The organism is Burkholderia sp. NLJ2 (assembly GCF_049487195.1).
In the GTDB taxonomy this organism is placed as follows: domain Bacteria; phylum Pseudomonadota; class Gammaproteobacteria; order Burkholderiales; family Burkholderiaceae; genus Burkholderia; species Burkholderia pyrrocinia.
In genome coordinates this window covers 264,998-277,478 of the sequence record NZ_CP137808.1, presented here as the reverse complement: position 1 = coordinate 277,478, position 12,481 = coordinate 264,998, and the positions used below count along the sequence as shown (strand labels likewise).

Sequence of the window (12,481 nt, the reverse complement as noted above, 5' to 3'; positions counted from 1 at the left end):
CGATCCGTAGTGCGCGCGCGGCCTCCGGATAAAAAAAGGGGGCGATCGCTCGCCCCCTCTTTGCTGCCCGCGGCCGTGCCGCGTCAGAACGCGACGAAAGGCGCCGCGCCGCCGCTCGAGCGCTTGTCCATCCCGAAGTAGATCGCCTTGCCGTAGAAGTGCGGCATGCCGATGTCGAGCCATCCGGACGAACCGAACGGGCCCGCGATGTCGTTGAACGCGAACGTCGACGCATTCGAGAACAGCGTATCCGCGTTCGCGACGGGCATCGACACGGTGCCGCTCGCGCTGTTCTGGCCGGTCAGCGTCGCCGTATAGGTGGTCGTCGAGGACGGGCAGTAGAACTGCGTGTTCCTCGAACAGACCGTCTGCGCCGAATCGTTGAAGAAATACGCGTTCGAACCGGTATCGAAGAACGCCGTCACCGTACTGCCGAGGAACGACGCGCTGACATCGCCCGTCGTGGTCGACGTCATGACGGTCGACGCACCGAGCGCGTTGTTGCTCTGCGTGCCGATCCCGAACGTCAGCGTCCCCGTCGCGCTGGCCTGCCCGCTGCTCGAGATGTTCGGCATCTGCACGATCACGCCGTTGTTGTCGGTCGCGAAACGATGAACCGGATTGGCCACCTGCTGCGCGACCGGCACGAGCGCAACCGCGCAGCTCGCATTGCCGTTCGGGCATGCGTAGTAGTTGTTGCTCGACGACGTCGACGTCGCGCAGGTCGTACCGCAGTCGACCGGCGCCGGCCCGATGCCGAGGATCCCGTTCGCACCGAGCGCGCTCGCCGAGTTGGCCGACGCACCGCCGTTCGTGCACGAGCTCGGCACGCTCGTCGTGCCAAGGTCGCCGATGATCTGCACGGGCAGCGAGCTCGCCTGTTCGGTACCGATCGACAGATCGACCGTGCGCACCGAGCCCCACGTGAAGCTCGACACGAACTTGCCGCACTCGGCGACCGGCGCGCCGCCGCTCGTCACTTGCGGCAGGCTGCCGAGCACGCCCGACACCGCGCTGCCGACGAGCCGCAGCCCGTAGGACGCGGTATCGACGAGCACGTTGGTGACCACCTGGCAGGTCGACGTGCCCGGCGCGCAGACCTTCACGCTGACGGTCGGGATGTTGATCACGTTCGCGGCGCCGGTGCCGACCGTGATGACGGCCGTGTTCGCGGTATTGCCGTCCGACACGGTCGAACCGTTCCCGTTGCCGTTGCCGCCGCCGCTGTTGCCGGAGCTGCCGCCGCCGCCGTCGCCGCCGCCGCATGCCGTCACGAGCACGGCCGTCGCGGCCACGAGGCCCAGCACGCCGAGCCCGCGCTTGAATGTACGAGGAATTCTCAAGATCGCTCTCCCGCTGTCACTGGATGTCGTTGCCGGCGAGGCCGGCAGGCAGCGCCGCCGGCAGCCACGCCTGGCCCGAGAAGGCGCCCATGTGGCCGCCCGTCCGGATCACGAGGCCGCTCGTCGCGACGGACACGGGCGCGCGCCACCCGCGCGCCGCGTGCGCCGCCTGGACGCCGGCGGTGTACTGCGGGAAATAGCTGCCGAGCAGCGACGCGAGATCCGGCATCGTCGGCCCGCGCCATGCGAGGCCGAACACGCTGCCGGCGGCCGACGTGTATTCGTGGATGACGGTGCCCGATCCGAGCGTGATCTCGCGGACGGTATAGGCGGCCGTGCTCGTCTGCACGCCGTCGGCCGAACGCATCGCGCGCTGCATCGCGCGCACGGTTGCGGCCTGATCGTCCGCCGGCGGCGACATCGGCGCACCGCCCAGTTCCGCGTGTGCGTGGACGGTCCACAGCACACCCATTGCAGCCGCCGCGTGCGCGACGGCCCAGCCCAAGCGTTCCAGCTTCACGTTCCCTCCCACGGGACTGGCTTCGTTGCCGGAGGCGCAGCCATCGTGCCCGCGCCGCCAGTCAACTTATGAAATTCGTATGAGTGACGCTCCGTTGCTGCTGACGCGTAGTATGCCTGCTGAGTGTGTCCGGATGTCAATTCGACACAGCCCGTATAGGGTCGTGCGTGCGGGGCGAGCGGGGGTAAACGTGGCGGGAACGGCGCGACGCATGCATCGGGCGGCCCCGCGAAACGGGGCGCGCCGACGCACTGCGGCAAGATCAGAAGCCCAGGCTCGCGAGCAGGTCGTCGACCTGCCCCTGGTCCTGGACCACGTCGGATTTGCCTTCCGGCGCGATCTGCGGGCCGTTCAGCAGCGACTCGGGGCTGCCGGTCGCGCTCATCTGCTCGGCCGCGAGCGCGGCCGCGGTGGCCGCGAACTGCTCGCGCCGCTCGGGCGCGATGTTCTCGACGAGCACGGTGAGGAGCTGCTGCTCGATCAGGTAGACCATGTCCATGATCTTCTTGATCACCTGCCCGGTCAGGTCCTGGAAATCCTGCGCGAGCATGATCTCGAGCAGTTGTGCGCTGGTCGCCGACGTCGACTCGGGCAGCGCGCGCAGGAATGCGCGCGTATCGTCCATCAGCTCGCGCACTTCCGCGTGCTCGATCGGTGCCGCGTACCATTGCGCCCAGCGCGCGTCGAGCGCCTCGGCCTCGTTCTGGACCCGCTCCTGCACGGGCTTCGCGACCTCGATCGCGTTCAGCACGCGCACGGCGGCCTGCTCGGTCATCGTCGCGACGTAGCGCAGCCGGTCGCGCGCATCGGGCACGGCTTCCGCCGCGCGCTCGACATGCTTGTCGAGCCCGAGCTCGCGCATCGAATCGCGCAGCGCGCGCGTGACCTGGCCGATGCGCGCGAGAATGCGGTCGCTCGCGAAATCGGCGCCTTCGGGGTGGCTGTCGGCGCTGAACCCCGCGCCGGCGAGCGCCGCATGGATCGGCTCGTTCACGTCAGCTCCCGGTCTTCGCCATCTTGTCGATGATCTTGTTCAGCTTCTCGTCGAGCGTCGCGGCCGTGAACGGTTTCACGACGTAGCCGCTCGCGCCCGCCTGCGCGGCCGCGATGATGTTCTCCTTCTTCGACTCGGCCGTGACCATCAGCACCGGCAGGTGCGTGAGCGTCGCGTCCGCGCGGATTTCCTTCAGCATCGCGAGGCCGTCGAGGTTCGGCATGTTCCAGTCGGAGATGACGAATTCGAAACCGCCGCCGCGCAGCCGCGCGAGACCGGCCGCGCCGTCCTCGGCCTCGTCGACGTTCGTGTAGCCCAGTTCCTTGAGCAGGTTGCGGACGATCCGGCGCATCGTCGGGAAATCGTCCACCACCAGGATTTTCATGCTCTTGTCCATCGTCGTTCCTTTCCAGATTCGTTTCCGTCGGGACGCGTATCGTGGCACGCGCCCCGTGACATTCCATTCAAACGCGCTGCACGCGGTCGCCCATCGTCGCCAGTCGCGCCATCACGCGGCGGCTCATCTCAGCGAGCGGCGCGATCTCGTCGGCGCCGCCGAGCGCGATCGCCTCGCGCGGCATCCCGAACACGATGCAGCTCGCCTCATCCTGCGCGAAAGTGTGCGCGCCCGCACGTTTCATTTCCAGCAGGCCGGCCGCGCCGTCGCGACCCATCCCGGTGAGGATCACGCCGATCGCGTTCTTGCCCGCGTGCGTCGCCGCCGAGCGGAACAGCACGTCGACCGACGGGCGGTGACGGTTCACCGGCGGCTCGTCCGACAGTTGTGCAATATAGTTCGCGCCGCTTCTCGCGAGCAACAGGTGCGCGTGGCCCGGCGCGATGTACGCATGCCCCGGCAGCACGCGCTCGCCGTGCTCCGCTTCCTTCACCGCGATCCGGCACAGGCCGTTCAGCCGCTGCGCGAACGATTTCGTGAAGCCGGGCGGCATGTGCTGCGCGATCAGCACGGCCGGCGCATCCGGCGGCAGCGGCGTCAGCACCTCGCGGATCGCCTCGGTGCCGCCCGTCGACGCGCCGATGATGATCAGCTTCTCGGTACTGACGAGCGGGTTGTTGACCATCGGCGCGGCCGCGGGGCTGTCCGCCGCGCGCGCGACGGCCTGCGGCTGCGGCGCCTGGCGCACGCGCGCGCGCGACGCCGCGCGGATCTTGTCGGCGAGCTTTTCCGCGTAGTCGAGCATCCCGTCGCGAATCCCGACGCGCGGCTTCGTGACGAAATCCACCGCGCCCAGTTCGAGCGCGCGCAGCGTGATCTCCGAGCCGCGCTCGGTCAGCGACGACACCATCACGACCGGCATCGGCCGCAAGCGCATCAGCTTCTCGAGGAAGTCGAGCCCGTCCATGCGCGGCATTTCGACGTCGAGCGTAAGCACGTCGGGGTTGTGCTGCTTGATGAGATCGCGCGCGACGAGCGGATCGGGCGCGGTCGCGCACACCGTCATGTCGGGCTGGCTGTTGATGATCTCCGTCATCAGGCTGCGAATCAGCGCCGAATCGTCGACGCACAATACTTTGATCTTCTGCACTGCGGTCATGCCTCCTGCTTTTTCGATAGATTCGTCGCGTACGGGCTCCCGGCATAAGGGCTCCCGGCGGACGGGTTCGCTGCCCGCACGCCGCCCGCACTGCCCGCGCTGCCGGTGCCGCCCGGGCTCGCGCCGCGCGCGCCGAACAGCTCGATGCGCGGGCGTGCCGGCTGCGGCGCGGCCGGCCGCTTCGCCGCGAACAGCTCGACATGCGGGCGCGGCCGCGCGGCGCCGGCACGATCGGCCTCGCGCGCGAGCGCGGCTTCGCGCTCGGTGACGCCCGGCACCTGCAGCCGCAGCTTCTTCACCATTGCGCGCCCCGTGTGCGGCATGAATGCGACCTTGCGCGGATGGACATCCTGCAAGTCTTCCGCCGTGATGCGGATGCGTTCGAGCGCGAGGTAGCGGCGCACGAAATCCGCGTTGCGATCGCCGATGTTGATGGTCGTCATCCCGGCCAGCACGGCCGCGCCGCCGAACACCTTCGCCTCGAGGCGCTCGCGGCGCCCGCCGGCCTTGATCAGCTCGTTGATCAGCACTTCCATCGCGTACGCGCCGTAGCGCATCGATTCCGACGCGGCCGCGCCCGCATCGGCGCCGTCGTCGGGCAGCATGAAGTGGTTCATCCCGCCGATGCCCGCGTACGGGTCGTGCAGGCACGCGGCGACGCACGAGCCGAGCACGGTCATCAGCACCATGTCCTCGGACGTCGTGTAGAACTCGTTCGGCAACAGCTTCACGCCGGGACGGCCGAAGTGGTTGTCGAAATAGCGATTGGTCGCGATCGGCAGTGCGCTCATCCCCGATCTCCATAGGCGGGCGCGGCTTCCGCGGCCCGTGCACGCACGGGCGACGGCATGGCCGCCGCCGCGGGCGCCTGCGCGCCGTGCGGCCGCGCACCCGGTGCGGCGTCGCGTGTCAGTTCGTACACCGTCTGCCCGCGCAGCCGGAACGCCTGCGTGACATACGTGAAGTTTTCCGAATGGCCGGCGAACAGCAGCCCGCCCGGCTTCACGAGCGGCGCGAAGCGCGACAGCACCTGCCCCTGCGTCGGCTTGTCGAAATAGATCATCACGTTGCGGCAGAAGATCGCGTCGAACGGCTTCGCGATCCCGTAGTCCGCATCGGTCAGGTTCAACTGCTCGAAGCGGATCATCGCGCGCAGCTCGGGGCGCACCTTCACGCGGCCGGCCTGCGCGCCCGTGCCCTTCAGGAAGAAGCGCTTCAGCCGCTCGGGCGACAGGTGCTTGACCTGGTCGTACGTGTAGATGCCGGCTTCCGCCTTCGCGAGCACCTGCGTATCGAGATCGGTCGCGAGGATCGACGCGCCGCGCGCCGCCGATTCGCCGAGCGCCTCGATCAGCGTGATCGCGATCGAGTACGGCTCCTCGCCGGTCGACGCCGCCGAGCACCAGACCGACACCGGCGCCGGCCGCCCCTTCACGAACTCGGACAGGATCGGGAAGTGGTGCGACTCACGGAAGAACGCGGTCAGGTTGGTCGTCAGCGAGTTGGTGAACGCTTCCCACTCGAGCGGATCGTCTTCCTGCTCGAGCAGGTCGAGGTAGTCGCGGAACGTGTCGAGGCCGCGCGCGCGCAGCCGCCGCGCGAGACGGCTGTACGCCATGTCGCGCTTGTGCTCGGACAGCGAGATCCCCGCGCGTTGGTGGATCAGCGCGCGGATGCGTGCGAAATCCGCGCCTGTGAACGCGAAGTCGCGCCCCGGCTCGCCCGCGCGAGGCGAGGCATCCGGTGCATCGGGTCGAAACGGCGCGCGCGCGTTCGGCATGGCTTAGAAGGTCTCCCAGTCGTCGTCGGACGTGCCGGCCGCGGCCAGCGCCGGCTTCTCGCCGTTCAGCGCGGGGCGCACGAGCGCGGGCTTCGCGGCCGGCTTGTCCGCCGGGGCGGCGGCCGACTTCGCGAGACGCGGCCCGTAGCCGCCGGCAGCGCCGCCGCGGGATGCGGGTGCGTCCTTCGGCGTGCGCGCGCCCGAGTCCGCTGCGCGCTTCGGCTGGCTCGCGCCCGTCGCAGCCGACGTGGCCGCATGCGACGCCGATGCGCCGCGCCGTGCCGGTTGTGCGGCAGCCTGCGGCGCCGGCAGCGCGGCGACCGGCGCAGCGTCGCGACGCGGTTCCGACGGCAGTGCCGGCACGGCCGCCGCTTCATGCGCGCCCGGCCGCGCGGCGCCGCGCGCCGGCGCGAGCACGATGCCGCCCGCCACGCGCCAGCTCGACACGATCGTCTTCATCTGGCGCGTCTGCTCCTCGAGCGACGCGGCCGCGGCCGCCGCCTGCTCGACGAGCGCCGCGTTCTGCTGCGTGACCGAATCCATCTGGCCGACCGCGCGGTTGACCTGCTCGATGCCGGTCGACTGCTCTTCCGACGCGGCGCTGATCTCGCCCATGATGTCGGTCACGCGGCGCACGGCCTGCACGATCTCGTCCATCGTCGAGCCCGCGCGCGCGACGAGCGCCGACCCGCTGTCGACCTTGTCGGCCGAATCGCCGATCAGCTGCTTGATTTCCTTCGCGGCGCTCGCGCTGCGCTGCGCGAGCGAGCGCACCTCGCCCGCGACCACCGCGAAGCCGCGGCCTTGCTCGCCCGCCCGCGCGGCTTCGACCGCCGCGTTCAGCGCGAGGATGTTGGTCTGGAACGCGATGCCTTCGATCGTGCCGATGATGTCGACGACCTTGCCCGAGCTCGCCGCGATGTCCTGCATCGTCGACACGACCTGGCCGACCACCTCGCCGCCCTGCGTCGCGATGTCCGACGCGTTCACCGCGAGCTGGCTCGCCTGCCGCGCGTTCTCCGCGTTCTGCCGCACGGTGCCCGTCAGCTGCTCCATGCTCGACGCGGTTTCCTGCAGCGACGCGGCCTGCTCCTCGGTGCGCTGCGACAGGTCGATGTTGCCGGTCGCGATCTCGCGCGCGCCGACGTCGATCGATTCGGTGCCGCGATGCACGGCCTGCACCATCGTCGTGACGGCGTCCTGCATCCGCTTGATGCCGCCGAACAGGCGGCCGATCTCGTTCGTGCTGAACACGTTCACCGGTTGCGTGAGGTCGCCGCCGGCGATCCGCTCGAAGTGCGCGATCGCGTCCTCGAGCGGCTGCACGATCAGCCCGCGCATCGCGAAGCGGATCGCGATCACGACGACGAACGCGATCGCGATGCCGGCCGCGATCAGCGCGACCATCAGCGAGATCTGCGACTGCGTCGCGGCCTGGCGATCTTCCGCGCGCTTCTGCAGCGACGCGACCACGGCCGACGCGGCCTGGTCGTACGCGACGAACATCGGGCTGATCTTGGTGTCGGCGACCGCGTGGTACGCGGCCATGTCGCCGGCGCGCGCGGCCGCGAACTCGGGCTCGACGCCTTCCTTCACGATCGTCGCATAGCGTGCGGTGAGCTCGTCGACGAGCGCCTGCTCGACCCCGAGCTTCGCGGTCGACTGGAACGCCTGCCAGTTCTGGTTCGACTTCGCGTACAGCTCCTGCGCGCGGTCGAGCACCTTGCCCGCGTCGGCCGTGTTGCCGGCTTCGGTCAGCGAACGGAAGCGGTCGAGCGACACGCGCGTGCGCAGCAGGTACGACGACGTGTCGTCGAGCGTATGGATCGCCGGCAGGTCGACGTGCGCGATCTCGTCGAGCGAGCGGCTCGCGTGATTGAGCGCGTAGAGGCCGAGCCCGCCGACCGCGGCGGCCAGGCACACGAGGATGAGTCCGACCGCCGTCAGCGTCGTGCGGATCGACCAGTTATGCAACATTGCAGATTCTCCCGAAATTCCTGCGCGCGCGGCGCGCTTACCCGCCGAGTGTTTCGATCAGCGCCATTTCACGGCTCGACATCAGCTTCTCGATGTCCATCAGGATCAGCATCCGGCCGTCGACCGTGCCGAGGCCCGTCAGGTACTCGGTCGTCAGCGTCGCGCCGAATTCCGGCGCCGGCATGATCTGGTCGGTCTGCAGCGTCAGCACGTCCGACACGCCGTCGACCACCATCCCGACCACGCGGTGCGCGACGTTCAGGATGATCACGACGGTCTGGTGGTCGTACTCGACGCGGCCGAGATGGAACTTGATCCGCATGTCGACGATCGGCACGATGATCCCGCGCAGGTTGATCACGCCCTTGATGAACTCCGGCGCGTTCGCGATACGCGTGACGCTGTCGTAACCGCGGATCTCCTGCACCTTCAGGATGTCGATCCCGTATTCCTCGTCGCCGAGCGTGAACACGAGGAATTCCTGGCCCGTCGCGTCGCCTTGCGCCGCGTCGCGGCGGCTCGTCGCCGCGTTCGCCGCGGCCGTATTGATCATTTGGACTTCAGCAGACACGTTTGCCCCCAATCGGTTGATGGCGAGAGTCAGAACATCGCGAGCTCGGCGCCGGCACGGGCGCCGTGCATCGCACGGGTTTCTCGGTTCAGTGCCGCGACGTCGACGATCAGCGCGACGCTGCCGTCGCCGAGGATGGTCGCCGCCGAGATGCCATGCACCTTGCGGTAGTTGGTTTCGAGGTTCTTCACGACCACCTGCTGCTGGCCGACCAGTTCGTCGATCAGCATCGCGAAGCGGCGTCCCTCGGTTTCCATGATCGTGACGATCCCCTGCGTCGGGTCGGTGCGCGCGTCGTCGACCGAGAACACCTCGTGCAGCGCGACCAGCGGCAGGTATTCGCCGCGCACGCGCACCACGCGCTCGCCGTTGCCGACCGTGTAGATGTCGTCGTTCGACGGCTGCAGCGACTCCATCACGAAGTTCAGCGGCAGGATGAAGATCTCGTTGCCGACCTTCACCGACATCCCGTCGAGGATCGCGAGCGTGAGCGGCAGCACGATCCGCGTGGTCGTGCCGCGGCCGGCCTGCGACGTGATCTCGACGTGGCCGCCCATCGACTGGATGTTGCGCTTCACGACGTCCATCCCGACGCCGCGGCCCGACACGTCGGTCACCGTCTCGGCGGTCGAGAAGCCCGGCGCGAAGATCAGCTGCCAGACTTCGTCGTCGCTGATGTTGTCGGACACCGGCATGCCCTGTTTCGCGGCCTTCGCGAGGATCCGCTCGCGGTTCAGGCCCGCGCCGTCGTCGCTGACCTCGATCACGATGTTGCCGCCGTGATGCGCGGCCGACAGCACGAGCTGGCCGACCCCGTCCTTGCCGGCCGCGACGCGTTTGTCGACGGTTTCGATCCCGTGGTCGAGACTGTTGCGCACGAGGTGCGTGAGCGGGTCGATGATCCGCTCGATCAGGCTCTTGTCGAGCTCGGTCGCCTGGCCGAACGTGACGAGCTCGACCTGCTTGCCGAGCTTGCCGGCGAGGTCGCGCACGAGCCGCGGGAAGCGGCTGAACACGTAGTCCATCGGCATCATGCGGATCGACATCACGGCTTCCTGCAGGTCGCGCGCGTTGCGCTCGAGCTGCGCCATCCCGTTGAACAGGCGATCGTGCAGCGCCGGGTCGAACGCGCTCGCGGTTTCCGCGAGCATCGCCTGCGTGATCACAAGCTCGCCGACGAGGTTGATCAGCTGGTCGACCTTCTCGACGCCGACGCGGATCGAGCTGCCTTCCGCGCCCGATGCGGCCGCGGCGGCCGGGCGCGCACGCTTGTCGTCGTGATGCGCGGCGGCCGGTGCCGCGTGTTCGGCTTGCGGCTGCTGGGGTTGCTGCTGCGGCTGGGTTGCTGCGGCGGCGACCGGTTCGACGGCTGCGGGAGCCGGTGCGGCCGGTTGCGGCGCGGCGGCCTGCGGCGTGAATACCTCGACCCGCGCGGGTTGCGCGGCGGCGGCCGGTTCGGCCGCCGGTGCAGCAGCGTCCTGCGCGGCAGCCGGCGCGGCCGGCGCCGTGCCGTGCGCGACGCGGATCTGGCTTTCGTCGATCACGAAGCAGCACACGGCGACGATGTCGTCGGACGGCACGTCCGATTCGAGCCACAGCGTCAGGTCGTCGCCCGCTTCCTCGCGACCGACGATCCGGCCGAGGTTGCCGAGTTCTTCGGTCAGCAGCTCCCGGTCCTTCGCGTCGACGCCCGCGAGCGTGATCTTCAGGTGCGGGCCGCCAACGCCTGCGTCGGCCGCCGGATGCGCGGCCGCGACGGCCTGCTCGACCACGTGATCGGGCGCGCGATCGCCGCTGGCGGCGGGTTCCGCGGCCGGGGCAACCGGCACGGCGGCAGCGGCGACCGGCGCGGCAGGCGCCGGTGCGGCCGCAGCGGCCGCCGGCGTGCCCGCGCCGCTCTCGGCCTTCAGCCGTTCGAGCTTCGCGCAGATCGTCGCGGCGGCGGCCGCGTCCGGTTCGGCGCTCGCGCGGTAGTCGACGAGCTGGTCGGACAGCACGTCCTTGGTCTCGAGGAACGCGTCGACCATGTCCTTGGTCAGCGTCAGTTCATGGTTGCGCGCGCGGTCGAGCAGCGATTCGAGGATGTGCGTCGTATCGGTCAGCGCGGAAAAGCCGAACGTCGCCGCGCCGCCCTTGATCGAATGCGCGGCGCGGAAGATCGCGGCCAGGTCTTCGGGGTCGGGCGAGTCGACGTCGAGGTTCAGCAGAAGCTGCTCCATCTGCGCGAGCAGCTCGTCCGCTTCGTCGAAAAAGGTCTGGTAGAACTGCGTGATGTCGAGAGTCATGCCCGGTCACCGGTTGGATTCGTCGCGTTCATGTCAGGAGGCAGCCGGTTCGGACAGCGTCGCGACCAGGTCGACCAGCACGACCGGGTCGATCGGCTTCTCGATCCAGCCGGTCGCGCCCGCGTCGCGCGCGGCGTCCTTGAAGGCATCGCTGCCTTCGGTCGTCAGCACGAGGATCGGCGTGTCCGCATACGCGGTCAGCTTGCGCAGCGCGGCGATCACCTCGAGCCCGCTCTTGCGCGGCATGTTCTGGTCGGTCAGCACCAGGTCGTACGGCGCGGTCGCGGCCAATTCGAAGCCGGCTTCGCCGTCCGGCGCCACCGTCACGTCGTAGCCGGCCTGCGCAAGCGTTGCCTGCAGCAGCGCACGCATGGTCGCGGAGTCGTCGATGGCGAGAATGGTTCGGATCATGTCTGTCTCGGAATCGTGGAAACGTCAGGGTTTCGGCGCCACGGCGGCGGCGCTCGCAACCACCGGACGCGCGGCCGGCGCCGGGCCGGCGAGCTGCTGCGCGAGCAGCTTCGAGCCCGCCGCGTCGGCCGACAGCGTCGTGGTCGTCGCGTCGTCGCGCATCAGCGCTTCTTCGGATTTGCGGTTCAGCACGATCACGCTGATCCGGCGGTTTTCCGGATCGAGCGGGTCGGCCTTGTTCAGGTTCTGCGTCGACGCGAGACCGAGCACGCGCAGCACTTTCGCCTCGTCCATCCCGCCGGCGATCAGCTCGCGGCGCGACGCGTTCGCGCGGTCGGCCGACAGTTCCCAGTTGCTGTAGCCGCCCTCGCCGCCCGCGTACGCCACGGCGTCGGTATGGCCCTGGACGATGATCCGGTTCGGCACGTCGTTCAGCGTCTTGCCGATCTCGCGCAGGATGTCGCGCATGTACGGCTCGACGTGGTCGCTCGACATCGCGAACATCGGCCGCTTCTGCGTATCGACGATCTCGATGCGCAGCCCCATCAGCGTCGAATCGATGCGGATCTGCTGCTTGAACTGGCGCAGCGTCGGGTTGGCCTCGATCGCGGCCATCAGCTTGATCTGCAGGTCGTGCAGGCGCGCCTGCTCGCGCCGCTCGACCGCGCCCTGCGCCTGCGCTTGCGCCTGCTCGTCGACCGGCTTCGCGACGCGCTCGGCGAGCGACGTCGTGCCGTCGGTGCGGCGCAGCGTGCCGGCGTCGGCGCTCGACAGGTCGCGGCCGCCGCCGTTGATGATGCTGGAGTCCTGCGAGCTGCGGTCGCCGCTGCCGAACAGCGCGGCCTTCAGCGGCGTGTTGAAGTATTCGGCGATCCCCTTCAACTGCACCGGCGTGACCGAGCTCAGCAGCCACATCAGCAGGAAGAACGCCATCATCGCGGTCATGAAGTCCGCATACGCGAGCTTCCATGCGCCGCCGTGGTGGCCCTTCTTCGCCGGGGCCACCCGCTTGACGACGATCGCGCGATCCTTGCTCTTGCTCAT

12 protein-coding genes are annotated in these 12,481 nt (G+C 69.2%); all 12 read right to left on the bottom strand.

Features of this window, described 5'->3' with window-relative positions; all coding sequences use genetic code 11:
- Positions 1-83: 83 nt before the first annotated feature.
- Positions 84-1,343 (bottom strand): DUF3443 domain-containing protein, encoded by a 1,260-nt coding sequence (locus R9B84_RS01185; protein ID WP_423758956.1) that lies wholly within the window; start codon positions 1,341-1,343, stop codon positions 84-86.
- A gap of 16 nt (positions 1,344-1,359) precedes the next feature.
- Entirely contained in the window at positions 1,360-1,863 is a 504-nt protein-coding gene (locus R9B84_RS01180) for a DUF2844 domain-containing protein (protein WP_047899520.1), read from the bottom strand.
- Between the two features lie 262 nt (positions 1,864-2,125).
- Complete coding sequence (gene cheZ / locus R9B84_RS01175; protein WP_262539614.1) at positions 2,126-2,857, bottom strand: protein phosphatase CheZ; 732 nt, start codon at positions 2,855-2,857, stop codon at positions 2,126-2,128.
- A gap of 1 nt (position 2,858) precedes the next feature.
- Positions 2,859-3,254: a chemotaxis response regulator CheY gene (gene cheY / locus R9B84_RS01170; RefSeq protein ID WP_034183905.1), complete on the bottom strand. Its 396-nt coding sequence runs from the start codon at positions 3,252-3,254 to the stop codon at positions 2,859-2,861.
- A gap of 67 nt (positions 3,255-3,321) precedes the next feature.
- On the bottom strand, positions 3,322-4,413 hold the full coding sequence (locus R9B84_RS01165; RefSeq protein WP_423758955.1) for a protein-glutamate methylesterase/protein-glutamine glutaminase: 1,092 nt from the start codon (positions 4,411-4,413) through the stop codon (positions 3,322-3,324).
- A complete protein-coding gene (gene cheD, locus R9B84_RS01160) occupies positions 4,410-5,204 on the bottom strand; it encodes a chemoreceptor glutamine deamidase CheD (protein ID WP_423758954.1) in 795 nt (264 codons plus the stop codon). Before cheD ends, R9B84_RS01165 begins: the two co-directional genes overlap by 4 nt.
- A complete protein-coding gene (locus R9B84_RS01155; protein WP_423758953.1) occupies positions 5,201-6,193 on the bottom strand; it encodes a CheR family methyltransferase in 993 nt (330 codons plus the stop codon). The genes cheD and R9B84_RS01155 overlap by 4 nt, the downstream gene beginning before the upstream one ends.
- 3 nt (positions 6,194-6,196) lie before the next feature.
- Entirely contained in the window at positions 6,197-8,170 is a 1,974-nt protein-coding gene (locus R9B84_RS01150; protein ID WP_423758952.1) for a methyl-accepting chemotaxis protein, read from the bottom strand.
- Positions 8,171-8,207: 37 nt separating this feature from the next.
- Positions 8,208-8,723: a chemotaxis protein CheW gene (cheW, locus tag R9B84_RS01145; protein ID WP_096472199.1), complete on the bottom strand. Its 516-nt coding sequence runs from the start codon at positions 8,721-8,723 to the stop codon at positions 8,208-8,210.
- A gap of 47 nt (positions 8,724-8,770) precedes the next feature.
- Positions 8,771-11,026, bottom strand: a complete 2,256-nt coding sequence (gene cheA / locus R9B84_RS01140; protein ID WP_423758951.1) for a chemotaxis protein CheA — start codon at positions 11,024-11,026, stop codon at positions 8,771-8,773.
- Positions 11,027-11,059: 33 nt separating this feature from the next.
- Entirely contained in the window at positions 11,060-11,437 is a 378-nt protein-coding gene (locus R9B84_RS01135; protein WP_423758950.1) for a response regulator, read from the bottom strand.
- Between the two features lie 24 nt (positions 11,438-11,461).
- Positions 11,462-12,481, bottom strand: coding sequence for a flagellar motor protein MotB (gene motB, locus R9B84_RS01130; protein WP_338638821.1), 1,020 nt, complete (start codon positions 12,479-12,481; stop codon positions 11,462-11,464).

Excerpts from the sequence above, each read along its gene's own strand:
- cheA (WP_423758951.1), bottom strand. The coding sequence starts at position 11,026 with ATGACTCTCGACATCACGCAGTTCTACCAGACCTTTTTCGACGAAGCG.
- R9B84_RS01150 (WP_423758952.1), bottom strand. The coding sequence starts at position 8,170 with ATGTTGCATAACTGGTCGATCCGCACGACGCTGACGGCGGTCGGACTC.
- R9B84_RS01165 (WP_423758955.1), bottom strand. The coding sequence starts at position 4,413 with ATGACCGCAGTGCAGAAGATCAAAGTATTGTGCGTCGACGATTCGGCG.
- R9B84_RS01135 (WP_423758950.1), bottom strand. The coding sequence starts at position 11,437 with ATGATCCGAACCATTCTCGCCATCGACGACTCCGCGACCATGCGTGCG.
- cheD (WP_423758954.1), bottom strand. The coding sequence starts at position 5,204 with ATGAGCGCACTGCCGATCGCGACCAATCGCTATTTCGACAACCACTTC.
- motB (WP_338638821.1), bottom strand. The coding sequence starts at position 12,481 with ATGAGCAAGAGCAAGGATCGCGCGATCGTCGTCAAGCGGGTGGCCCCG.
- cheY (WP_034183905.1), bottom strand. The coding sequence starts at position 3,254 with ATGGACAAGAGCATGAAAATCCTGGTGGTGGACGATTTCCCGACGATG.
- cheW (WP_096472199.1), bottom strand. The coding sequence starts at position 8,723 with ATGATCAATACGGCCGCGGCGAACGCGGCGACGAGCCGCCGCGACGCG.
- R9B84_RS01155 (WP_423758953.1), bottom strand. The coding sequence starts at position 6,193 with ATGCCGAACGCGCGCGCGCCGTTTCGACCCGATGCACCGGATGCCTCG.